The organism is Chloroflexota bacterium (genome assembly GCA_016197225.1).
GTDB lineage: Bacteria > Chloroflexota > Anaerolineae > Anaerolineales > VGOW01 > VGOW01.
The window spans coordinates 14,633-38,710 of the sequence record JACPWC010000082.1; the positions used below are offsets into that span (position 1 = coordinate 14,633).

21 protein-coding genes are annotated in these 24,078 nt (G+C 59.9%); all 21 read right to left on the reverse strand.

Features of this window, described 5'->3' with window-relative positions; all coding sequences use genetic code 11:
* Window positions 1-3 precede the first annotated feature (3 nt).
* Entirely contained in the window at window positions 4-195 is a 192-nt protein-coding gene (locus HYZ49_14850) for a hypothetical protein (GenBank protein MBI3243559.1), read from the reverse strand.
* Window positions 195-1,631, reverse strand: a complete 1,437-nt coding sequence (locus HYZ49_14855) for an 8-oxoguanine deaminase (protein MBI3243560.1) — start codon at window positions 1,629-1,631, stop codon at window positions 195-197. The genes HYZ49_14850 and HYZ49_14855 overlap by 1 nt, the downstream gene beginning before the upstream one ends.
* A gap of 166 nt (window positions 1,632-1,797) precedes the next feature.
* Complete coding sequence (locus HYZ49_14860; GenBank protein MBI3243561.1) at window positions 1,798-2,325, reverse strand: ferritin; 528 nt, start codon at window positions 2,323-2,325, stop codon at window positions 1,798-1,800.
* A 127-nt stretch (window positions 2,326-2,452) separates the two neighbouring features.
* Window positions 2,453-4,261, reverse strand: a complete 1,809-nt coding sequence (locus tag HYZ49_14865) for a hypothetical protein (GenBank protein ID MBI3243562.1) — start codon at window positions 4,259-4,261, stop codon at window positions 2,453-2,455.
* An 11-nt stretch (window positions 4,262-4,272) separates the two neighbouring features.
* Complete coding sequence (folD, locus tag HYZ49_14870; protein ID MBI3243563.1) at window positions 4,273-5,157, reverse strand: bifunctional methylenetetrahydrofolate dehydrogenase/methenyltetrahydrofolate cyclohydrolase FolD; 885 nt, start codon at window positions 5,155-5,157, stop codon at window positions 4,273-4,275.
* Between the two features lie 207 nt (window positions 5,158-5,364).
* Window positions 5,365-5,796 (reverse strand): hypothetical protein, encoded by a 432-nt coding sequence (locus HYZ49_14875; GenBank protein ID MBI3243564.1) that lies wholly within the window; start codon window positions 5,794-5,796, stop codon window positions 5,365-5,367.
* 44 nt (window positions 5,797-5,840) lie between these two features.
* Window positions 5,841-7,202 (reverse strand): HAMP domain-containing protein, encoded by a 1,362-nt coding sequence (locus HYZ49_14880; GenBank protein MBI3243565.1) that lies wholly within the window; start codon window positions 7,200-7,202, stop codon window positions 5,841-5,843.
* Between the two features lie 108 nt (window positions 7,203-7,310).
* Window positions 7,311-7,979, reverse strand: a complete 669-nt coding sequence (locus tag HYZ49_14885) for a response regulator transcription factor (GenBank protein MBI3243566.1) — start codon at window positions 7,977-7,979, stop codon at window positions 7,311-7,313.
* 45 nt (window positions 7,980-8,024) lie between these two features.
* A complete protein-coding gene (locus HYZ49_14890) occupies window positions 8,025-9,254 on the reverse strand; it encodes an ABC transporter permease (GenBank protein ID MBI3243567.1) in 1,230 nt (409 codons plus the stop codon).
* A 93-nt stretch (window positions 9,255-9,347) separates the two neighbouring features.
* Window positions 9,348-10,091, reverse strand: coding sequence for an ABC transporter ATP-binding protein (locus HYZ49_14895; GenBank protein ID MBI3243568.1), 744 nt, complete (start codon window positions 10,089-10,091; stop codon window positions 9,348-9,350).
* A gap of 17 nt (window positions 10,092-10,108) precedes the next feature.
* Window positions 10,109-11,674: an efflux RND transporter periplasmic adaptor subunit gene (locus HYZ49_14900; protein MBI3243569.1), complete on the reverse strand. Its 1,566-nt coding sequence runs from the start codon at window positions 11,672-11,674 to the stop codon at window positions 10,109-10,111.
* 142 nt (window positions 11,675-11,816) lie between these two features.
* Window positions 11,817-13,043, reverse strand: a complete 1,227-nt coding sequence (locus HYZ49_14905; protein ID MBI3243570.1) for an ABC transporter permease — start codon at window positions 13,041-13,043, stop codon at window positions 11,817-11,819.
* A 92-nt stretch (window positions 13,044-13,135) separates the two neighbouring features.
* On the reverse strand, window positions 13,136-13,879 hold the full coding sequence (locus HYZ49_14910) for an ABC transporter ATP-binding protein (protein ID MBI3243571.1): 744 nt from the start codon (window positions 13,877-13,879) through the stop codon (window positions 13,136-13,138).
* 73 nt (window positions 13,880-13,952) lie between these two features.
* Window positions 13,953-15,521, reverse strand: a complete 1,569-nt coding sequence (locus HYZ49_14915) for an efflux RND transporter periplasmic adaptor subunit (protein MBI3243572.1) — start codon at window positions 15,519-15,521, stop codon at window positions 13,953-13,955.
* 265 nt (window positions 15,522-15,786) lie between these two features.
* A complete protein-coding gene (locus HYZ49_14920; GenBank protein MBI3243573.1) occupies window positions 15,787-16,038 on the reverse strand; it encodes a hypothetical protein in 252 nt (83 codons plus the stop codon).
* Between the two features lie 353 nt (window positions 16,039-16,391).
* Window positions 16,392-18,014, reverse strand: a complete 1,623-nt coding sequence (locus HYZ49_14925; protein ID MBI3243574.1) for an amidohydrolase — start codon at window positions 18,012-18,014, stop codon at window positions 16,392-16,394.
* A gap of 77 nt (window positions 18,015-18,091) precedes the next feature.
* Complete coding sequence (locus HYZ49_14930; protein MBI3243575.1) at window positions 18,092-18,949, reverse strand: ParB/RepB/Spo0J family partition protein; 858 nt, start codon at window positions 18,947-18,949, stop codon at window positions 18,092-18,094.
* A complete protein-coding gene (locus HYZ49_14935) occupies window positions 18,942-19,427 on the reverse strand; it encodes a nuclear transport factor 2 family protein (GenBank protein MBI3243576.1) in 486 nt (161 codons plus the stop codon). The genes HYZ49_14930 and HYZ49_14935 overlap by 8 nt, the downstream gene beginning before the upstream one ends.
* A 185-nt stretch (window positions 19,428-19,612) precedes the next feature.
* Window positions 19,613-20,044: a TIGR03667 family PPOX class F420-dependent oxidoreductase gene (locus HYZ49_14940; GenBank protein MBI3243577.1), complete on the reverse strand. Its 432-nt coding sequence runs from the start codon at window positions 20,042-20,044 to the stop codon at window positions 19,613-19,615.
* A gap of 2 nt (window positions 20,045-20,046) precedes the next feature.
* The gene (locus HYZ49_14945; protein MBI3243578.1) at window positions 20,047-22,317 is read right to left on the reverse strand and encodes an NACHT domain-containing protein; all 2,271 of its coding nucleotides are present in this window, start codon (window positions 22,315-22,317) and stop codon (window positions 20,047-20,049) included.
* 296 nt (window positions 22,318-22,613) lie between these two features.
* The gene (locus HYZ49_14950) at window positions 22,614-23,945 is read right to left on the reverse strand and encodes a LysM peptidoglycan-binding domain-containing protein (protein MBI3243579.1); all 1,332 of its coding nucleotides are present in this window, start codon (window positions 23,943-23,945) and stop codon (window positions 22,614-22,616) included.
* Window positions 23,946-24,078 lie beyond the last annotated feature (133 nt).

Here is a 24,078-nt window from a genome sequence, read left to right on the forward strand (position 1 = left end):
GCTCTACTTATCACCATGATACCCCTTCACAAACTGCTTCACCACAAACCGCACAATCTCGGCACCGAAGGCCAGCGCCAGCACCGCCACCACAATTGCCACCTCGCCCAGCCCCACCCGCCGGAACAGCCAGGTGATGGCGGCCAGCACGGCGAAGAGGGCGAAGAGGAGGGAGAGGCGGGAGAGGAGGTTCATTACCCATCCACCAACTCTTTCGCAATCCCATTATGCTTCTCAACCACCGGCCCCAAATCCACCGTCGTCAACTGGCCTTCCTTCACCACCCACTTGCCGTTCACCATCACGTAGTCAGCTTTTTGCGGGGCGCAGAAGAGGACGGAGGCAACCGGGTCGTGGACGGCGGCACCGGCATAGTCAAGGCGGTTGAGGTCAATGGCGAAGAGGTCGGCGCACATGCCCTTTGCCAGCGAGCCGATGTCGTCGCGGCCCAGCACCTTCGCGCCACCAAGTGTCGCGATCTCCAACGCCTCGCGGGCCGTCATCCACTCCCCCTCTCCTGTCGGCGCGTCCTTCGACTTCGCTTCGCTCCGCTCACGCTTCGCGTGCGCCGACGGGAGAGGGGGCCGGGGGGTGAGGGCCAACCGGGCCAGCAACATCGCCTGCCGTGCTTCGCCAAGGAGGTGCGAGCCATCGTTGGAAGCCGAACCGTCCACCCCAAGCCCCACTTTCACACCGGCGGCCCGATACTTCTTCACCGGGGCAATGCCGGACGCCAGCCGCATGTTCGACGACGGGCAGTGTGCGGCTCCACAGCCGGTTTGCGACATCAACCTGATCTCAGAATCGTTGACGTGAACGGCGTGGGCGTACCAAACATCCGGCCCCACCCAGCGCAAAGTCTCCATGTAGTCCACCGGGCGATGGCCGAACTTCTCTAAGCAAAAATTCTCTTCGTCGAGCGTCTCGGCCAGGTGAGTGTGCATGGTCACGCCATATTCACGCGCCAGCGCCGACGACTGCTTCATCAGTTCCGGCGTCACCGAGAACGGCGAGCACGGCGCGACCACGATCCGCAACATCGCGCCGTGCATTGAATCATGATAAGTCTGAATGAGTCTCTGGGTGTCCTTGAGAATCTCGTCTTCGTCCTCCACCACGCTGTCGGGCGGCAGGCCGCCTTTGGACTCGCCCAGACTCATCGAGCCGCGTGAAGCGTGAAAGCGAATGCCGATTTCTTTGGCCGCCCGAATCTCGTCGTCTAGCTCCGAGCCGTTCGGGAAGAGGTAGAGATGATCGCTGGCAGTGGTGCAACCCGAAAGCAACAACTCGGCCAGACCCGTGAGCGCCGAAACATAAACAGCCTCAGGCGTCAGGCGCGCCCAGATCGGATATAAAGTTTTGAGCCAGTTGAAGAGCGTTGCGTTTTGCGCGGCAGGGACAGCGCGAGTGAGAGTTTGATAGAGATGATGATGGGTGTTGACAAGGCCGGGGAGGACGATGTGGCCGCTCATGTCAATAACGTGGGCTTCCATCACCGTCGGCAGTTCGTTCGTCGGGGCAACCGCCTCAATCACCCCGTCGCGGATGATCATCCCGCCGTTCTGAATCTCCCGGCGGGCCGGATCCATTGTCACCAACACGTCGGCATGGCGAAGAACTATGGTCGTCATCAACCCTCCCGATGGTTTGTCATACAAAGTTACTATAAGCCTGTCGGGCGGCTGTTGTCAACATACAATTCTGTCAAAAATTCGAGCGATTCTGACGGAAAACGCAGGCCGGCGGGCTTTTGTTCCGCCATCCCTGTTCTCTGATTACAGCTTTGGCGTTGAAAAATCAGGCCGCCTCGCCGCCTGTGGTTTGGGCCTCGGCCCCGGCCTGGCGCGCGCCTAACTCTCGATCCAGAAGCAACAATGCCGGGCCGTCATTCCCAATCCGTTTCAACTGCTCGACGATGGCCGTAGCCGTCTTCTCCTCTTCCACCTGCTCATTGACGAACCACTGAAGCATGACTTGCGAGGCGTAATCATTCTCTTTGGCCGCCAGCCCGTACAGGTTGTTGATCGAGGCCGACACTTTCTGCTCGTGCTCCAGCGCCTTCTGTAATATTTCCAGCGGCGAGCCGAACTCAACCGGCGGCTGAGGCAGGGCTTGCAAAACCACTCGCCCGCCCCGGCTGTTGATGAAGTCGAAAAGCTTCATGGCGTGCAAGTGTTCCTCGCCGCTTTGAATCCGCATCCAGTTGGCAAAGCCGGGCAGGGTCTCGGCCTCAAAGTGAGCCGACATCGAAAGGTAGATGTAGGACGAGTAAAACTCCATTGCAATCTGGTTGTTGATTGCGTCTTGAACGGTTTTGTTAATCATGGTTACTCTCCTCTGGCGGTTAAAAACCACGCCAACGAACTACACGAAGCCTGCCTTCGCAGGCTGTTTGCGCGCGCCGAGTCCGCGAAGGCGGACTTTGTGCCCGCTTCGCGTGTTGACGCGAATTCTATTCGCCGCCTAACGGCAGAACCACCGTAAACGTCGCCCCGCGCCCCGGGCCGTCACTGTGAACGCGCACCGTGCCCTTGTGCGACTGGACGATCCAGGCCACGATGGACAAGCCCAGGCCCGACCCGTGGCCGATGCCTTTGGTAGTGTAAAACGGATCAAAAACCTTCTCCAACGACTCGGTTGGGATACCAATTCCCTGATCGGCCACTTCCAGAATGGCTTCGGTCTTGGCCCGGCGCGTTCTCAGGGTGACGGTTCCCCCGTCCGGCATGGCATCGCGGGCGTTGCTGAGCAAGTTGATGATCACCTGAGCGATCTGGTTACGGTCACATAAAATCTTGGGCAGGTTCGGGTCTAGCTCGGTCACCAGCTTCACCTTGTTCCAACCCTTCAACTGGTAACCCATCAACAGCAACGAGTCTTTTGCCACCTCGGTCAAACTATAGCGGGCCAGTTCCTGCTCGCCGCCGCGCGAGTAGTTGCGGAGCGTTTGCACGATGCGCGAGGCGTGTGAGGCGGCCCGATCCACTAACGGCAGGATCATTTCCATCGTGTCCGGGCTGATTTCTCCCTTGTCGTGCATCTCGCCCTGCAGGGCCTCGACAGCAGTGACGATAGTGGTCAGCGGATTGGTCACTTCATGAACCACGCCCGCGGCCAGCGTGCCAATGCTGGCCAACTTCTGCGAGTCGAGCAGGGCTTCATTGGACTGTTGCAATTCAAACGTCCTCTGCTCCACCCGTTTTTCCAGCGTCTCCGACCAGGCCCGCAGTTCGGCGTTGAGGCGCTCGTTCTCGCGCAGGGTGACTACCTGACGGCTGATGACGAACACGGTGAGCAGAACTGCGCTGAACAACACGCCTTTCGCACCGAGCGAGAATTCAACCCCGGCCACAAAGATCACCAGGCTGTAGCCCAGAACGATCGCCACAAACGGCAGAAACGGCGAGGCGCGTTCCAGCACAACCATCGCCAACTTCTCGCTCGACGATTCGGCCTGGTAGTAGGATTGGCGAATCGCGGCCAGGGCAAACAAGGCGTAGGCCATCAGCCAACCGGCGCTCACCGGGTCGCCAGTCACTTCACGTTTGGCAAGCGTGAGGTAAGCCGAGATCAGGTCGGCGGCGACGAAGCAAGCCAGCCCGGCCAGGAAGATGACGAGCGCCGAACGGGTGGTGACATCCGGGCGGCGCAAGAGCATGGACACGATGCCGCCCAGCACCACCAGATCGCCGATCGGGTAAATGGCGGCGAACAGTTGACTCGTAAAGTCGCTCCCGCTGGCGCTGGCCGCCGGGCTGACGACGAAATACCAGACCACCATCCAGGCGGCAGTGATCACAATCAGCAAGTCAAGGGCGAACTTCAACCGGTCATTGCGGCTGAGCGGCGCGCACGGCAACAACAGCAAGCCCGCCAGCGCCAGCGGATAGAAGGCGAGATAGAAAACGTCAACGAGATAGTAGAGTGAACTATCTTCAGGGAGAGCGGCGGCGAGATCGAAGTAAGTGAAGATCGCGTCGCCGATTAAGAGAGCGGCGATGCTCAGGCCAAAGACGATCCAGGCCCGGCGCAATCGCCGTTCGAGAGCGGTGGCCGCCGCCACGCGGGCGGCGGCGGCCACGGCGAAAAGGCTGATCGGAAAGAAGGCCAGGTTGGAGATCAGGCGGCCATTTTCGTCGCCGCCTAAAAACGTCCAGGCGGCGAAGGCCAGGGCGTAGACGACAGCCCCCAGCCCCAAAATTCCCCAGCCATTGCGAAGCCAGGGGGGAAACTCAAATTGTCGTGCGTCGGCGGCGTTCATGAATGAGTAGATTAGCTCACGCCGAAAGCCGCTTGCGCGCCGCGCAGGGTGTTGCGGATGAGCATCGCAATCGTCATCGGCCCCACGCCGCCCGGCACAGGCGTGATTGCGCCCGCCACTTCTTTCACGTCGTCGAAGTCCACGTCGCCGACGAGGCGGTAGCCGCTCTTTTTAGTCGAGTCTTCGACGCGGTTGATGCCCACGTCAATCACGTACGCGCCCGGCTTCACCCAGTCGCGCTTGACCATGAGCGGGCGGCCAACGGCGGCGATGAGAATGTCGGCTTCACGGCAGACGGCGGGCAGGTCTTTGGTGCGCGAGTGGCAGATGGTGATGGTCGCGTCGCGGTGCAGGAGCAACATCGCCGCCGGAAGCCCGACGATGTTAGAGCGGCCCAGCACCACGGCGTTGGCCCCTTTGAAGGTGGCGCCCGCTTCTTCCAGCAGAACGATACAGCCGGCCGGGGTGCAAGGCACAAACAGAGGTTTGCGGCCCTTCATCGAAAGGCGACCAATGTTCACCGGGTGAAAGCCGTCCACGTCTTTGTCAATGCTGATCTTGTTGAGGACGGCTTCTTCGTTGAGGTGATCGGGCAAAGGCAGTTGGACGAGAATGCCATGCACGTTCGGGTCGGCGTTGAGTTGAGCAACGAGCGACTCGACTTCTTCCTGCGTGGCCGTCTTGGGCAGTTCGTGGCCGAACGATTCCATGCCAACTTCGGCGCAGGCTTTGCGTTTGGATTTGACGTAGGCCTGTGAGGCCGGGTTCTCGCCCACCAGCACCGTAGCCAGGCCGGGCTTCTTGCCGGTTTTGGCGGTGAGGATTTGCACATCGGCGGCCACTTGCGCGCGCACTTTGGCGGCAATGGCCGTTCCGTCTATAAGAGTTGCAGTCATATTGGTCTCCTAGTTCAGTCTTCAGGTGGATGCCAACCTACGCCAGCCCAGAGCAGGCGAGCGGCAACAATATCAGGGTTATTCAAAGGATGATATGCTCAACAGTCAGGGGTTGGCCGGTAATTTTCGAGGAGGTGCGACAGTAACCGCAGCGCGGCCCGGCCTGGTTACGCAGGCGCTCATACACGACCTCCGGGATGACAGAGGTCATTTCTCAGTTTCAAGTTCGGCCAGGGTCGGGATCCGTTCGCCGCGCCACTTGAGAAGCAAGGCGGCATAGGCTTTGCGAAACATCAAGCGATCCGCTTCGGCTCGCAGGACTGCTAATTCTTTTTGCCCCGCCTCGTCCAGCATCCCTGCCGAGTTGGCGGCCAGTAACGCATCGTAACGCGCTACTTGCGCCGAGTTCATCTTGGCCCGCAAATGTTGTTGCAGTTCGGCGCTAGGCATTGGTTCAAGCAAAGCCAAATCGGCGCGAAAAGCAACAGGCACATCTTCCAGCAAGGGCGGCAAACCGGCTCGGAGGGTCTCAGCAATAATTTCGTCCACCGGGCGATGCACGATCTCTGCAATCCGGCGTAAACGATGAGCCGCCGCCGCCGGCAGGCGGATGGTCAGGGTTTCGGTAGCAGTCGTCATGGCTTTTAGCTCCTCTCAGTATGACCTCGCTACCATTATACCGCTCACTGCAATATGAATGCCACACGCAGACCGCCACCTGAAACATTGTTCGCTGAAATCGCGCCGCCCTGGGCTTCGACGAGCTGGCGGGCAATCGCCAGCCCCAACCCGGCCCCGCCCGCCGCTCGTGACCGGGATTTTTCTCCCCGCCAGAAGCGATCAAACAACCGGGGCAGATCGGCCTCTGGCACGCCGGGGCCGTTGTCGCTCACGGCCAATTCAACGCCGCCAGCCACGCCCCGGGCCGTGATCGCCACCCGGCCTCCTTTTGGAACGTAGCGAAGCGCATTGCTGATCAGGTTGCCAATCACTTGCGACACACGCTGGGAATCGGCAGAGACGGCTGGTAAACCAGAGTCGGCTTCCACGGTGAGTGCGACGCCTTTTTCAGAAGCTTCAGCGGCAAACAAGTCGGCGGCCTGCCGGGCCAGTTCACTCAAGTCCACCTGTTGCTGATCAAAATGCAGTTGGCCCGACTCGGCCAGGGTGAGCAGGCGCAAATCTTCGACCAGCCGTTCAAGGAGATACGTTTCTTCAAGCACGGGGGCGATGTGCGAGTCGTCGGCGGGGTAGACGCCGTCCACGATACCTTCGAGTTTGCCGCGCATGACGGTGAGCGGGGTGCGAAGTTCGTGAGCGATGTCGGCCAGCAGGTCGCGGCGCTCGCGGTCATTGCGCTCCAACGAGCCGGCCATGCGGTTGAAGGAATCGCTGAGGCTCCGCAGGTCGCCGGGGCCGCCCACCTGCACCCGAGTGGAAAGATCGCCGTCGGCCACAGCATGAGCCGCCGCGATCACGTCGGCCAGCGGCGTGACCACGCGGCGGGCGAGCATGAAGCCGATGAGGAGGGTGAGGACGCCGGTGAAAAACGAGATGACGCCGACCGGCAGGGCCAGGCCGCCCAACACGCCCAACGGCAGGCCAAAATTTATGCGCTCGATCACCAGCGCCCCGATTTGCTCGCCGCCGGCAACCAGCGAGAAGCGCGGGGCGCGGGCGTTGAATGGGTAGATTTGCCCGACTCGTGAGGTGTTGGTTTTGCCGCCATCGAGCAGTACCCGCCCTTCTTCGTCAAGCAGTATCATGCGCTCCCAGCCAAACTCGGAAATGCCGCTTTCCTTTGACACCAGCGCCTCTACACCCAGCCAACTGCCCCGGCCCAGGTAATAGGCTTCGGCCTGTCTTCCCTGGTCGGGCATGAAACCCGCACCGCCCTCGAGGGCCTGGCCGACGACGAACACGATCATGACCGCCAAAATTAGAACGGTAAGCAGAACCACCGTGCCGAAGGCCTGCATGAGGAGCGTGAAGAGGCGGCGGCGGATGTGGCGGGCGGAGTGGTGGGGGTCGAGGGAGTGAGTCATTGAAGGGATGACAAGATGAAGGGGTGACAGGATGAATGCCGTTCTACTCGCAAATCATCTTGTCATCATGTCACCTTGTCACCTTGTCACGCGAAGCGTGCCACCATGTCATTCTGCAAATTTGTAACCCACGCCATGCACGGTGAAGATGTACTCTCCCGGTTCCAGTTTGCGGCGCAAGTTGCGAATGTGCGAATCAATGGCCCGCTCGTAGCTCTCGAAGGCCACGCCTCTGGCGATGGTGAGCAGTTGAGCGCGAGAGAAGATTCGGCCCGGCTGGCCGGCGAGTGCGGCCAGGATTTCAAATTCGGTGGGGGTGAGCGCCACTTCATGGTCGGGCCAGGCGGCCACGTAGCGGGCGCGGTCGAGGGTCAGGTCGCCGGCGCGGATGACTTCGGCGGTGGCGGCTGAACCGGCGGCGCGGCGCAGAACAGTGCGCGTCCGCGCCACCAGTTCACGCGGGCTGAAGGGTTTGGTGATGTAATCGTCCGCGCCAAGTTCGAGGCCGACGAGCTTGTCGCTTTCTTCCACGCGGGCGGTGAGCATGATGATGGGCGTCTGAGACTCGCGGCGCAATTCGCGGATCACGTCCAGGCCGTCCATCTGGGGCATCATGCCATCCAGCACGATGAGGTCGGGCCGTTCTTTGCGGGCCAGGGCCAGCCCTTTGAGTCCGTCGTTCGCGGTGATGACGGCGAACCCGGCGGCAGTCAGGTAGTCGCGGCAGATTTCGACAATCTTGGGTTCGTCGTCAATCACGAGGATGGTTTTCGACATGGCCGAGTGTATTTTGCCACGAATTACACGAATTGCACGAAAGAATTATTCGTAGCGCAAGGCTTCGATGGGCCGCAGGCGCGAGGCACGGTAGGCCGGGTAGAGGCCGAAGAAGATGCCGACTGCCGCCGAGAAGCTGAAGGCCATGAGGACCGAGTCGAGGGTGACAGTGGCGGCGATGAGGTTGGCCGCCTCTACTAAAGCGGCGATGCCCCACCCCAGCCCGATCCCCAGCACGCCGCCCAGCAGACTGAGCACCAACGTCTCGACCAGGAATTGAAGCAGGATGACGCTTCGTTTGGCGCCCACTGCTTTCCGCAAACCGATTTCGCGGGTGCGCTCGGTGACGGAGACGAGCATGATGTTCATGATGCCGATGCCGCCGACGAGCAGGGAGATGCCGGCAATTGCGCCGAGGAAAACGGTGAGGGTGGTGGTGATGGCCGTGAGCGTCGAGAGTATCGAGCTTTGACTGAGGATGGAGAAGTCGAGAGCGTCGGCGGGCTTGAGGCGGTGCTCGCGGCGCAAGAGGCGCTCGGCCTGCACCGTCACGTCGCTGATGGCTTCGGGGCTGGAGGCCGAGATGGTGACGGTGCTGAGGCGCAGTTTGCCGTTGACGGCGGCTGTCGAGCCGAATAGCTTTTCGTAGCCGGTCTCCAGCGGAACCATGATGATCTCGTCTTCGTTGATGAAGCCGGACGCGCCTTTGGACTCCAGCACGCCGACCACTTTGAAGATGACGCCGTCAATTTTAATCGTCCGCCCCACCGGGTTGAGCGAGCCAAACAGGTCTGTGGCGGTTTGCGAGCCGAGCACGGCGGCACGCGCCGCGCTGTTCCGATCGGCTTCGGTGAGGAAGCGGCCGTATGCCACTTCGTAAGCGCGGGCCGGGGCGAAGTCGGGCGTGGTGGCGTTGACGTTGACGCTGACGCTTTCTTTGTTCTGGGTCACCGTCGCCCGCCCCTGAAACGTCGGCACGACGTAGTCCACGTTCTTCAGGTTGGCGGCCAGCACTTCGTAGTCGGAGTAGTACATGAACGCGGTGGTGGTCTGAGCTTGCGGGCCTGCTTCGCGCACGCCGGGCATAATGGTCAGCAGGTTCGAGCCGATGCCTTGCACTTCGCCGGTGATGCTGGCGGTTGCCCCGTTGCCAATTGCCATCAGGGCTACGACTGCGCCAACGCCAATGATGATGCCCAGCATCGTCAGGGCCGAGCGCATTTTGTTAGCGGTTAATGCCCGCAAGGCAATACGGAAGTTTTCTGAGAAGTTCATAATTCCCAGTGAACAGTTATCAGTAAACAGTTATCAGTGGTCTCTCCACTACTAATAACCCATAACTGATTACTGTTCACTTTTCACTGTTCACTAACGACCGGCATCCGCCGCCAACGCTACTTCGCTCGGCCTCGGCGCGCCGGCGGCCAGCGGCTTTTCGATGCGCTCGTCGGCCACCACCTGGCCGTCGGCCATGCGGATGACGCGCTCCGTGTGGCGGGCGATGAAGGGATCGTGTGTCACGTAAATGACGGTTTGGCCGAAGTCGCGGTGCAAGTCCTGAAAGAGCTTGATGATCTCGGTTCCGGTCTTGCTGTCGAGCGCGCCGGTCGGCTCGTCGGCCAGCAGGATGGCCGGGTTGTTGGCCAGGGCGCGGGCGATTGCCACCCGCTGTTGCTGGCCGCCGGAAAGTTCATTGGGCCGGTGGTGCATCCGGTCGCCCAGTCCCACTTTGTCCAGCGCCCCTTCGGCTCGCTTGCGCCGCTCGCGCCCGGTCACGCCGCTGTAGATCAACGGCAACATCACATTGTCGAGCGCCGTCGTCCGGGCCAGCAGGTTGAACTGCTGAAAGACAAAGCCGATTTTCTGACTGCGGACTCCGGCCAACTGATCGTCGGTCATGTTTTCGACGTTGACGCCGTCGAGGCTGTACGCGCCGCTGGTCGGCACGTCGAGGCAACCGAGGATGGCCAGCAGGGTGCTTTTGCCGGAACCGCTCGGCCCCATGATGGCCGTCATCTCGCCCTTCTCGATGTTCAGGCGCACGCCGTCGAGGGCGCGCACTTCGGTTTCGCCCATCTGATAAATTTTGGTGACGTTTTCGATTTCGATCATGGGTGATTACCTGCCTGCTATCCCGGCCCAAAAGGCGACCCGCCGCTCGTCGGCTGGGGTTTGACAATTTGCACTGACTCGCCGGATTGAAGCGGGCCGGCGATGATGACCAGTTCATCTTGCACGTCGCCGCTCACCACGTTCACCCGCTCGGTCGTGCCATCCGCGTTGAGGCGATTGACAAACTCGCCGTCGTCGTCCAACTGCACTGCATCGAGCGGCACGGCCAGCGCGCCTTCGACCGTGTCGGTGACGATATTGGCGTTGGCCGTCATGCCGATCAGCACTTGCGAGCCGGCCCCGGCAAGGTCTACGCGCACGGTATACTTCACCAGCCCTTGCACGCTCACGCCGTAGCGCGAGATTTGCGACACTTCGCCGTTCAGGATCAAGTCGGGAAGCGGATCAAGAGTAACGGTGACGTGGTCGCCGACGGCGATCTGGCTCACGTCGGTCTCGTCCACCGACACCTCCACGTGCAACTGTGAACGGTTCGCCAGCACGACAGCCGCCTGCGCCTGCGAAACCGAGTCGCCGGGCTGGTAATTGACGGCCAGCACTTCGCCGTCAAACGGGACAATCAGAGTCAGCGAGTTGGCCGTGGCCTGAGCGGCCAGCACTCTGGCTTCTGCCGCCGCGATGTCGTCGGGGTCGGCGCCGTTGAGCAGTTGGTCGAGTTTGTCCTGGGCCTCGGCCAAATTGGCTTCGGCCACGGCCACTTTGGCTTTGGCAATCGCCAGCTTGTTGGCATCCGGGCCGAGCAGGGCAGAGTTGAGATTGGCGACGGCGTCTTCGTATTTGACTTGGGCCTCTTCCGCCGTGTCTTCTTTGTTGGCCTTGTCGGTGTTGATTCGCAATTCAAGCGTTTGCTGTTGCGAGAGCGCCGACTCGTAAGTTGCCCGCGCCTGCTCCAGGCGGTTTAACAACTCAGTCTTGTTGTTGCTCTCGTCGTACCTGGCCTGCGCATCCTGGTAGCGCCGAAAGGCGGCGTCGGTGTTGGCGACGGCGGTGTAGTAGGCCTGCACGTCGGCGCTGTTGTCGGCCAATTGGCGGTTGGCAGTTGCGGTGTCCAGCGCCAGTTTGGTGTCGTCAACGGCGTCGTACAGGCTTTGGCCGGCGGGATTCTCAACAGACTTCAAATCTCGCTTTGCCTTGTCGAACGCATCCTGCGCGTCAGCCACCGCTTTTTGGGCGTTGGCAACCGCCGTGTTGGCGGGATGCAGTAAATCATCCAAAGCGTTTTGGGCGTTGATGAGATCGGACTGGGCCAGGATCACGTTTTGGGGCGCAGTGGCCGGGTCAACCGTCATCAGCACCTCACCCGCTTTCACCATGTCGCCCTCTTCTACGTTGACGGTCGCCACGTTGCCCGTCGTCTTCCAGAACAATGAGTCGGACTGCAAAGCTTCCACCGATCCCGATGATTCGACAGAGGATACTGCGGTGACAGTCGTCACCGTTCCGGTTGTTACGCTCGACGTGGTCTGGGCCTGATTTCGTTGCACAACGGGCAAGACGGCGGCTGTCACCAATGCGGCCACAACCACCACCCCGCCTAGAATCCAAAATGTTCGCGCTTTCATACGAAACTCTCCTTCTAAATTGATTGTGGCTACTGTAAGCGCGAGTTGTGCAGAAATTGTGGAGACGGCGCGGAGGGTTGTGGGAAACAAAAAAGCCCTCTCAGCAGAGAGGGCCAATTTGTGGGGCGATGTCATGTCGCCCTTACTCGTATCTCAACGCTTCAATAGGCCGCAGGCGCGAGGCGCGCCAGGCCGGGTACAGCCCGGCGAAGATGCCGACCAGGCCGGTGACGACGAAGGCGATGGTGATGGTGGCCATGTCCACGCGTGTGGTGATCTGGCCGGAGAGGTTGACGAGGTAAGAGATCAGCCAGCCCAGGCCGATGCCGAGCAGGCCGCCGATGAAACTGAGCACCAGCGTCTCGATGAGGAACTGCACGAGAATGGCCCGCCGCTTGGCCCCCACCGCTTTACGCAAACCGATCTCGCGGGTGCGCTCGGTAACAGAGACCAGCATGATATTCATCACGCCGATGCCGCCGACGACCAGCGAGATGACGCCGATAAAGCCGAGGAAGGCGGTGAGGGTGGCGGTGATAGCGGTGAGGGCGCTGAGGAACGCCGTCTGGCTCAACACAGTGAAGTCGAGTTCGTCGTTGAGCTTGAGGCCGTGCTGGCGGCGCAGAATGCGCTCGGCCTGGACGATGACGCCGTTCACCACTTCCGGGCTGGCCGCCGACATGGAAATATCGGTAACTTGCCGTTTGCCGTTCACGGTGGCGAACGAGCCATAGAGTTTGTCGTAACCGGTTTCCAGCGGGATGACGACAATCTCATCGGCGTTACTGAAGCCGGACGCGCCTTTGGACTTGAAGACGCCCACGACTTCAAAGGGGATGCCGCCGATTTTGATGGTGCGCCCCACCGGGTTCAGCCCCCCAAACAAATCCTGCGCGGTTTGTGAGCCGATGACGGCCACCCGCGTCTTGCTGGACTGATCCTGTTCGGTGAGAAAACGCCCGCGTTCAATTTCGTAGGCCCGCACCGAGGCAAACCCGGCGGTGGTGGCCGTGATGCTAACGTTGACCGTGTTCTTGCCGTAGGTGATGCCCTGGCCAAACCCCTGAAACGACGGCGCAATGCCGGCGATGTTGTCCACATTTTTGACCAGTGCTTCATAGTCGGAATAATACAAAAAGGAAGCAACTGCCTGGTCGCCGCGATCAAACCGGCCTGGGAACACTGTGATCAGGTTTGCGCCGATGCCCTGCACCTGGCTGGTGATGCTGGCCGTCGCCCCGTTGCCAATCGCCATCAGCGCCACAACAGCGCCAACGCCGATGATGATGCCGAGCATGGTGAGGATGGAGCGCAGTTTGTTGGCGGCCAGGGCGCGCAGGGCGACGCGGAAGTTTTCGGAGAAGTTCATAATTCTCAGTGAACAGTTATCAGTGAACAGTTATCAGCGGTCTCTCCACACTAATAACCAATAACTGATCACTGTTCACTCTTCACGGTTCACTAATGACTGGCATCCGCCGCTAACGCCATCTCACTCGGCCTCGGCGCTCCGGCTTCGAGCGGATGCTCAATGTGTTCGTCGCCCACAATCTTGCCGTCGGCCAGGCGGATGACGCGCTTGGTGTGGCGGGCGATGAAGGGATCGTGAGTCACATAGATCACGGTCTGGCCGAAGTCGCGGTGCAAACGCTGGAAGAGGCCGATGATCTCCGCGCCGGTCTTGCTGTCGAGGGCGCCGGTCGGCTCGTCGGCCAGCACGATGGCCGGGCTGTTGACGAGGGCGCGGGCAATGGCGACGCGTTGTTGCTGGCCGCCCGAAAGCTCGTTCGGGCGATGGTGCATCCGGTCGCTCAGTCCCACTTTATCCAACGCCTCTTCGGCCAGTTTGCGCCGCTCGCGCCCGCGCGCGCCGCTGTAGATGAGCGGCAGGGTGACGTTGTCGAGGGCGCTGGTGCGGGCTAGCAGGTTGAACTGTTGAAAGACAAAGCCGATCTTGCGGCTTCGCACGTCGGCCAGTTGGTTGTCGCTCATCTTTTCGACGTTGAGGCCGTCGAGGCGGTACTCGCCGCTGGTGGGCACGTCGAGGCAACCGAGAATTGCCATGAGCGTGCTCTTGCCCGATCCGCTCGGCCCCATGATGGACAACATCTCGCCCTTTTCAATCTTCAGGCTCACCCCGTCCAACGCCCGCACTTCGGTGTCGCCCATCTGATAAATCTTGGTGATGTTTTCGATTTCGATCATGCGCTGTCGCAACAATGGATGAAGGATGAAAGACGGCTTATCCGTCGTCCATCGTCCTTCGTCTATCGTCAATTTATCCTGGCCCAAACGGCGAGCCGTTATCCGTAGGCTTTGGCTCTACCATCTGCACTTTATCGCCGGGTTTCAAATCGCCGGTCACCACTACCAACTCGCCTTGAACTTCGCCGCTCACCACGTTCACCCGCTCCAGCGTGTTGTCAGCTTTAACCCGGTTGACGAACTCGCCCTGCGGATCAAGTTGCACAGCGTCGAGCGGCACGGCCAGCGCGCCTTCATTCTTGTCGGTCACAATCGAAACGTCCGCCGTCATCCCCAGCAACACTTTCGGGTCAACTTTCACCAGATCGACTCGCACCGTATACTTGACGAGGCCTTGAACCGCCGAACCGACCGGGTTGATCTGCGACACTTGTCCGTCCAGATTCAGATCGGGCAAAGAGTTGAAAGTCACCGTCACCGGATCGCCAGGCAAAATGTCGCTCACGTCGGTTTCGTCCACCGACACGTCTACGTGCAAAACCGAGCGGTTGGCCATAACGACGGCGGCCAGCGATTGCGACACGGCGTCGCCCGGCTGGTAGTTCACCACCAACACTTCGCCAGCAAAGGGCGCTTTGATGGTGAGCGCCTCGACGGCGGCCTGGGCCGCCTGAACTTTGGCTTTGGCCACGGCGATGTCGTTGGGATCAGCGCCATTCGTCAGTTTATCGAGCTTGTCTTTGGCATCGGCCAGGGTCGCTTCGGCCACGGCCACTTTGGCTTTGGCGATGGCAAGCTTGTTGGCGTCCGGGCCAAGCTGAGCCGCATTGAAGTTGGCCTGAGCTTGTTCGTATTTGTCTTGCGCTTTCTTCAAAGCATCATCTTTGTTGGCCTGATCGGTTTGAGCGCGCAGGGCAATCGTTTGCTGGTTGGCGAGCGCGTTATTGTAAGCGGCCTGGGCCTGTTGAAGCAGGGCCAAATACTCGGTCTTCTCGTTGCTGGCATCGTACTTGGCTTTGGCGTCCTGATAAAACCGGAAAGCCTCGTCAACTTGCACGGCCGCGTTGTTCAAGGCTTGAACGTCGCTACTGTTGGCCGCCAACTGCACGTTGGCCTGAGCATTGTCGAGCGCCAGTTTGGCGTCAGAAAGAGCATCAGCCACGCTCTTCCCGCCAGGAGTCTCCACCGAGATCAAATCTCGCCTGGCTTTGTCGAGCGCATCCTGCGCGTCGGCCACCGCTTTTTGGGCGTTGGCAATCGTCATGTTGGCAGGATGCAGTAACTCGTCGAGAGCCTTCTGGGCGGTAATGATGTCAGCCTGGGCCAGGACCACGTTTTGGGGGGCAGAGGCGGGGTCAACCGTCATCAATACGTCGCCCGCATTCACCTTGTCACCCGCTTTGACGTTGACCGTCGCCACTTTGCCTGTCGTTCCCCAAAACACGGTAGCCGATTGCTGAGCCGCTACCGAGCCGGATGATTCGACACTGCTGACGGCGGTGATTTGAGAGACATCGCCGGTTTTGAGTTCGGCGGCGTTTTGCTGGCGGCTGGCCAACACGCGCGAGGCGACCACTCCGCCGCAGATCAGCAGGAGGGCGATGCCGCCCAGGATGGCCCACAATCTTCGTGATTTCAGCATAGAGATACTCCTTGATCTTTATAGCACGCCTGTCAGATGTGGCAGGCCATTAAGTTATAACACCTTTGGAGAAAAACTTGTGACGGAGGCTCGCCGCGTCATCATAACTCACTTTGATGAGAGGGATATGTGCGCTTGCCGGGCGAAGACGCTCCATCAATAAGACCGGGCCGGGTTGGGAAAGTTTCGGGGTTAACAAAAAGCGAGAAATGACGGGCGCATTTCTCGCTTGGAAGAGCAAGAGCTGGGTTGAGTCGTTGGCGGGCTAACGCCTCAGGGGAAGCGGCCGGTGGTCTAGCACCGATTGGCTCACCACCAGGTTGACGCCGCGCTTGAGTGACGGAGCGGCCAGGACAACGGTTGCCACGTCGCTGAGCAAAACGCCGTAGCCGGCCGCAAGCTGAGCCAGGGCGCTGTGGCATTCGCGCGAAGTCCAGCCGAATTCTGCTTGAAGACGCTGAATAGCCCGGGAATAGATCTGCTCTGTTTCTGATTCGAATGAAGTTTGAGTAGCCATCATTTTCGTGCCCTTTCGCGAACAGATTTTACAGATTGAGATTTATTTTACTAATGGCAGATGAAGAGAATATTACAAACTGACCATCATCATTATAGAGTTGGGCGCAAACCAAGTCAGTAAAGAACCAATAAAAAAGCCGAAGGGGTTACGCTTCGGCTATTTGAAACATACTTCTCAAACTTTTATGGGTCTCCCGACTTTAACGGGAAATGGGACGCAGACGCAAAGATAAACCCTTAGGGTCTTTGAGGCCCTAAGGGTTTGGTGAGTGGCGGAGAGGATCACCCTCGCCACATCTTGCCGCAAAACGCCGTAGGCCGCCGCATATTCGGCCAGGGCGCTGTAGCTGATTACAGTCCGGGGTCTCGGTATTTGAACTCGCCACCCACTACCGTGCCCAGCACCCCGGCCTCCCGAATTTCCATTGGCGGGCAATGGAAAATATCACGATCCAAAATGGTGAAATCGGCCAGCTTGCCAACTTCAATGGATCCCAAATTAGCCTCGTTGTTGCCGGTGTAAGCCGGGCCTTTGGTATATCCGTCAACCGCCTCGGCCACCGTGAGGCGTTGTTCCGTGTACCACCCGGTCTCTCCAGGCGAGCCGTCGGCGCGGCGGCGGGTAACGGCGGCGTGAATGCCCCACAACGGGTTGATCGGTTCCACCGGCGTGTCGGAGCCGAAGGCCAGAATCGTGCCGTGATTGAGTTGCGTCCGCCAGGCGTAAGCGCCAACCGAACGTTTGCCCCAATACTTGTCGGCCATCAGCATGTCCGACGTGGCGTGAATCGGTTGCATCGAGCCGACGATCTTGAGCTGGGCGAAACGGTGCGAGTCGGCGGGGTGGACGATTTGCAGATGCTCGGCGCGGTGGCGGAGAAAACGTATTGCGTATTGCGTATTCCGTTGAGACTCTTCGGCGCGCAAAGTCTCAAACACGTCCAGCAAATCGTGGTTAGCCTTGTCGCCGATGGCGTGAACGGTGAGGGCCAAACCGTTCTTTGCGGCCAGTGAACCGCGCTCGTAAATTTCCTCTTTGTCGGTGACGGTGATGCCGAAGTTGGTGGCGTCATCTTCGTAAGGCTCGATCATGGCCGCCGTCTTGGGGCCGAGCGCCCCGTCGGCAAAAATTTTCACGTTGCCGATCCGAATCCAGTTGTCGCCAAAACCGGAGCGCAAGCCGACGGCAATCGCGTGATCGAGATAAGCGACCGGAATGTTTTTGACGATCCGCAGGCCAAGCTGGCCGCGCTCGCGCAGAAGTTGATAAGCCCTGAAAGCTCGAATGCCGTCGAAGTCGTGCAGGCCGGTCAGGCCGAGTCCCCACGCCAGTTCCTGCCCCTTGAGCATCGCCTTCGCCACATCGTCGGCAGTGATGACGAGCGCCGACTCGCCCGAGTCTTTGGTTGTGTACGAGCGTCTGCTGATTAAATCCATCGCCGTCTCAAACAAGATTCCGGTCGGCGCTCCCGCCGCGTCGCGCCCCACCTTGCCGCCTGCCGGGTCGGGCGTGTTGGCGGTGACTCCGGCCAGCTTGAGGCCGAGCGAGTTCGTCCAACCGGCGTGCATAGATTTGGCGGTGAGATACACCGGATGATCCGGGGCAACCGAATCGAGTTGGGAGGCCGTTGGAAAATCAACGCCCCAGCGGGTGTAGTTCCAGCCGTGGCCGCGAATCCATTGTCCTTTGGGCGTGACGGCGGCTCGCTCGGCCACCCGGCGCAAAGCTCCGTCAAGGGTGTCGGTCTCCACGTCCACGTTGGTCAAGCCGAGCGAGAACCACTCGAAATGAGCGTGAGCGTCGGTGAGGCCGGGAAGCACGAGCGCGCCCTTGAGATCGATCTGCTCAGCCTTCGAGTCGGCCAGCGCGCGAACTTCAGAGTCAGCGCCGAGGGCCAGAATCCGGTCGCCCCGGACGGCGACGGCAGTGGCGGGAGTGGGCGAGTGTATTTTGGCGTTGTAGAGGGTGAGCATGGAAGATGACGAAAGACGATGGACGATGGACGACGGCTTGCCATCGTCAGTCGTCCTTCGTCTTTCGTCGCTGTCGTTTATTCGTCCCCAATGAGCCGATCCGCCAGCGCGTTCAACTCTTCATCAGAATAATAGTGAATGACAATCGTGCCGCCTTTGCGGCCCCGGCTGAGATTGACTCGCGTGCCGAGCACGTCGCGCAAGCGGTTCTCCAGCGACTGCACTTCGGCGGACTTTTTGACTTTGGCCGGTTTGACGTTCTTGTGGCCGGTGAGCTGGCGCACCAGTTCTTCGGTTTGGCGGACGTTTAACCCCTTGCCTATGATGGTGGACATGGCCGCCGTTTGCGCCTGGGCGTTGGGCAGTGAGAGCAAGGCGCGGGCGTGGCCTTCGACGAGTAGGCCCTGGGCCAGCGCGCCCTGAATCTTGGACGGCAGTTTGAGCAGACGGATGGTGTTCGTCACCGTGGCGCGTTGCTTGCCTACACGCTTCGCCACTTCGTCGTGCGAGAGGCTGAAGTCGTCGGCCAGATGCTTGTAAGCCTGAGCCGACTCGAGCGGCGAGAGGTCGGCCCGCTGGATGTTCTCGATGAGGGCCAGTTCGAGCAGGTGTTGATCGGATGTTGGCCCGCGAATGATGGCCGGGACGGTGGCCAGCCCGGCCAGCTTGCTGGCCTCCAGGCGGCGCTCGCCGGCGATGAGGATGAACTGGTTGGCGGCCTCACTGCGAGAGACGATGACGGGCTGGATCACGCCGTGTTCACGGATCGAGGCGGCCAGATCATTCAATTCCTGTTGATCAATGTACGTTCTTGGCTGGCGCGGGTTGCGCGTGATCTGCGAGACCAGCAGTTCAACCGGCCCGCCGCGAGCGTCGTCCGAGTCGTTGGTGGGAATGAGCGCGTCGAGGCCGCGCCCGAGGCCGCGGTTAGGCATTCGTCTGCGCTCCCTGTTTTTGGATGAAGGCCTCTAAGCCACGACTGGCCGTTTTGCGAATGGCGGCTTGCATGGGCGGCGACCAGCCGAGGAGCGCGCCCGGCGCGCCTAGGGCCATGCCGGCCCACTTCCACAAATCGAACGAATCGGCGTGGCGGACAATTTTGCCGTCGCGAAATTCAAATGTTGCGTCAATCACGTTGAGAACTTTGCGGCCTGTTTGAGAAAAGCTGTAAGTCGCTTCCCAGTGCGCCGAGCCGGCCCGGTCGTCGGCTCGGACGTTGGTGAAGGTGAGAGTCAAATCCTTGCCGCGCGCGCACAACATTTGCCACATGGCCCCCGCCCGCGCGCCCTGAAGGTGAGTGAACACCGGGTCGGAAAAAAGGATGTCGGGATGGTAGCAGGCAATCATGCCCGCCGCGTCTCGCTTTTGGAAGCTGGTGTAGAAGGTGTGGATGAGCTGTTCGTTGGGATGCATCGTAATTCCTTTGGGAGTCGTGCGCTTCAACTTATATATTAGCCGCTAATTACGCGAATGGGCGCGAATTATCCAAATTCAATTCGCGAAAATTAGCGAAGTTCATGGCAGAGGTTTTGGCAACTACAAACTCGTAAAACTTCATCTCCACGAATTTCGCGAAATTTGAGATCGTCAATTCGTAATCAGAACCCGCGCAACTTCTTGGGAATTATACGCAGGGCGACGGAATATGTTTGGGCAAAACTTTCGGGCGTGGTGTCGAGCCGTTCGATGCCGTCCCGGTACTTTTCCAGGTAAGCGACGTGGGCGTCTGCCGGAGGCGCGTCAGCGTCTATTTGAACTTCGCCGGTGAACACGGCCACGTCTTCGCCGCGCTCGCCGCCGTCGAAGTGCAGGGCCACCTTCGGGTTGTGGGCGATGTGCTTGAGGCGGTGCGTCCCGGGCTGGGTGTAAATCAGAAAGCTTTCACTTTCCCACACAAACCAAACCGGGTTGGGTTGCGGCGTGCCGTCCGCGCCTACCGTCGTCAGCCAGATGGCTTGTTCATGTTGCAAGCGCCGCAGAACGCGAGCGCCGAAGTCGGTGTTGGGGTTGATGAGCATGTTGACACCCATAATTAGAAGCTCCACTCACCCGGTGGCAAGAGCAAACTTTCTTCAATTGCCTTGCGATTTGATACTGCGGCCAATTGCAAACTTTGTGCCAGCAAAACGGTAGCATAATCGTATTGTTGAAGACGTTCGCGTTGCTTGTCCGTCAGATTCCAGTCATGACCAATATTGCGATGGCTAATCATAACAGTCTGCAACTCTTTAGCAAAATCCTGCCACTGCGCTTTGGGAGCATTATCTTTTGGAACGCGCAAGCCTCGCAAGGCTTTATTTAAATCGGCCAAATCCATCCCTTCACTCTCTTTCAACGCAGTCCGAATCAGTCCTATAAAGTATTCATTCAGGGCGAAGGCGCGGGCGAAGGCGAAGGCGCGGGCGATGGCGAAGGCGAGGTCGAGGTCGAGGGCGAGGGCGAGGTCGAGGGTGAGGGCGCGGTTGAGGTCGAGGTCTAGGTCGAGGGCGAGGGCAAGGTCGCGGTCGAGGTCGAGGGCGCGGGCGCGGGTGAAGGCGAGGTCGAGGGCGCGGGCGAGGGTGAGGTCACGGGCGCGGGCGCGGGCGAGGGCACGGGCAAGGTCGCGGGCGCGGGCGAGGGCACGGGCACGGGCGAGGGCGAGGGCGCGAGCGAGGGCACGGGCGCGGGCGAGGTCGCGGGCAAGGTCGAGGGCGAGGTCGCGGGCGAGGGTGAGGTCGAGGGCGAGGGCACCAATTCCGGCAGTGGCGTGGGCTGACGCCCGTGCCACTGCCGGATGCCCGATCTCTTTGTAATCCAGCGCCTTATCTGCCGCCCACTCCATCATTTTGATCAGTTGCCCATCTTCGATAATCAGGCGGTCAATCGCCTCTCGGAAGAGGCTGAAGAAAGCACTGGCGTCGCTCAACATCCCCGCCGTCAGCAAAAACACCTCGCGCCAGCGGAGGTCGGTCAAATGATGATCGATCAGCCGGGCCAGCGCACCTTCGGCGGCGTTGTCCACAATATAACGGGCGGTGAAATATTCCTGCAATGTGAGATGCGAAAAAGAATAAATATGGTGAGCGCGCTCGACGAAAATGCTGTGCTGGAGTTCGATAGCTTTGACGATGGTTTCGCCGTCCGGCGTGCTCACATCGCGTCCTTCAACTGCCGGGAGCCGGGACACAAAGCTTTCCACCCGCCGCGCCAGGTCCTCCTGCCGGAAGAAAATTTCACCCTGCTCAAAATACTCGGCGGCAATGCGGGCAAACATCTGCCGCTTGCGCCCCAACGATAACGCCCGGTAAACGTCGTCGCGCTCGATGTTGCGCGAGGCATCCCATTTCTTCAACAAGGCTTCCAAAGCCTCTTCGTAAATTTCGTTCCGGTGGTGGGGGAAGGTGAGCGTGTCCTCGAAGGCCAGGCACAGTAGGACCAGCAGGAGCGGGGTCTGGGCCAGTTCGCGCAAGCCCCGATGCTCGTCTTTATCCAATTCGGTTAAAAACCTTTCCCCTTTGGGCGGGCTGTCGGCAAACCATTTTCCGGCAAAGGTCTTGACCTGTGCCGGATCGAAATCGGCGATCTCCACGTCGGTGAAACTTTGAAAAGCATAGTCGCTGGCGGCGATGCGGCAGGTGATCAGGTGTTTGTTTTGGGGATATTGTTTGACGAAATCGTTGAGGGCCGTGGTCAGCCGGGCGCGTTGTTCCCTCTCTGCCTTCACTTCATCCAGCCCATCAAACAACATCATAGCCCAACCCTTGCTCAGGATATGTTCAATGAAAAGTTTAGCATCGGGAAAGGCGCAAATTTCAAATTGCCGCACGACGAAGGTCATCAGGTCCAGCCCGCTGTTCGACCATTCATGAAGCGAGACAAAGATCGGTATCTTCTCGATTTTGTCCTCGAGCGCCTGCAAGGTCAGGTATCTGAGGAAGGTGGTCTTGCCCGCGCCCGGCTTGCCCAGAATGAACAGACGGTCTTTCTCTTTGGCGAGTTGCAGGGCGTTGAGCCGTTTGGGAGCACCAGCCAACGAACGATTCTCCTGGTGCGCCTTTTTCAACTGCTCAATATCGAATCGGAGTAGGGCCGTTGGCCTGTCCAAAATGTAGGCGTCGGTGAAGATGCCTTCCAGCGAGACAGGCTCAGGTTTGCCCAGCACTCGCATCTTGGAGTGCTGTTCTTTCAGGCGGCTATGATATTGGGTGGCGGCTCTATCCCAACGGAAATCTTCCCACGGTTTTTTAGCGGCACCGAGGAGTTTATCAACGATCTCTTTGCCATATTTGTCCCACAGCCAGGCTGCACCAAGTTCAAGGGTCATGGCGAACGCTCCACTTGAAAAGTCATTCCGAACCGTGCAGGATGTCACCCCGAACGAAGTGAGGAGTCTCTACCATCACCGTAAGCATAAGCAGAAATGCCTCGTTACTCTCGGCATGACATCTTTAGCCACATTGCAAAAACCGCTCGAGCTGATACAACGCAGATTTTCGCTGATCTCTTTTTGTTTGTATCCGCGTCCATCAGCGTTTTTTCTGCGAAATCTGCGTTCCGGTTTTTGCCCCTGAGCAGTTACAAATTGTACTCCAACCAGGCGTTGAAGAGACCTGCCAAGTCTCAGTAAACTATCGAACGTCCCCCTTCACACGACGGGTGTCCGATCAGATCGCCAACCTCAATCGTGCGGCCTGTCGGCACACGGCCCTCAGCCGCAATGTGCAAAAATAGAACCGTCCATCCGCTCTGCTCGCGCCCATCACCGTCCAAATCTAAAACCACCACGCCGTCGCCCGAACGAACCACCAGCCCGGCGGCAGGCGCAACCACCCACTCATCCGATTTGATGCAACCGGCTTCCAACGACGGCGGGGCAAAGTCCAGAGCCGCCCACGGGCTACCCGGTTCCCAGGCCGCGTGCGGCCCGCTGATGTACAACCACTCGTGGCCGTCTACAAACGGCAGGCGCAGTTCGGGCTGAGTCAGGCCGTCTGGAATCAATGGCTCAAAACTTCTCTCGAACGGGTCGCCGAAGAGCCGGGTGTAAGCCGAGTACAGGCCGTCCGGGCCAACGTCGGCGCTCCACTCCGGGTCGTTATAAAGCCGCGAGAAGGCGAATTGCAACGCGACCGTGCCGGCGTTGAGCGTGGGGTGAATGCGCTGTTGTGAGCCGTCGGGAAAGTCGAGCGCCGTCACCGAGCCATCGCGCCAGCGATAGTAACCCAGGTTGAGGGTGTCGGCCAGCCAGTCGAGTTGTTGGAAGAGACCATCGCGGGCCGGGTTGCGATAGTCAATGGGATAGGCTTTGTCCGCCGGTTCAGCCGGGTCTGTCACCCAACCCGATTGATACTCCAGAATCGCCAACAGGATGCGGGGGCTGATCGAGTGATCAACCGCCACCAGTTGGACGATCTCCGCGCCGGAGCGCATGGTCTCGCGCACGAACTCGCGATAGTGCGAGAGATAGCCGCCCTGCGCCTTCACGAAATCCTCAGTGTCGAACCCGGCCACGCCAATGCTGTACACCAGTTCCGAGTCGGGCACAATCTTGAAGTTGGGGCCGGTCTGGTCGAGCCGGGCCGGGATGAGGATGATCTCGTCCGCCTGCAACGACTCGCCTGCTGAGAGTTGATTGAGCTTGAGCAGGTCTTCAAGCGGAACGTTGAAGCGTTGGACGAGCAGGCCAAGCGTGTCGCCGGATTGAACGCGGTAGAGCAAGGTTTCGCCGGGGACTAACGGCGGAAGCGGCGTGTACGAGAAAGGCGTGGTGGGGGTGGCCTCAACCGTCGGGGCGGCAGTGGGCGGCATGGGCGTCGCTTCAAGTGTTGGAGTCAAACTGCCGACTGGCGTGACGTGGCCGCCCGCTCCCGGATCAACCGGACCACGGGCGCAGGCAAGGGTGGTGAAGAACAGAATCAGGGTCGGGAGCAAGAGGCGGTTGAAACGAGTCATTGTCCATCCAGTTGGATCGTGTTGATCTCACTCCGGCAATCGCAGGCTTCGAGTTGGGTATCGCCGGTCCTCAGCCAGCCCTCATAGTCACGCCCGGCAGAGATCTTCGTCCCGCCGGCCAGGTTGACTGGAC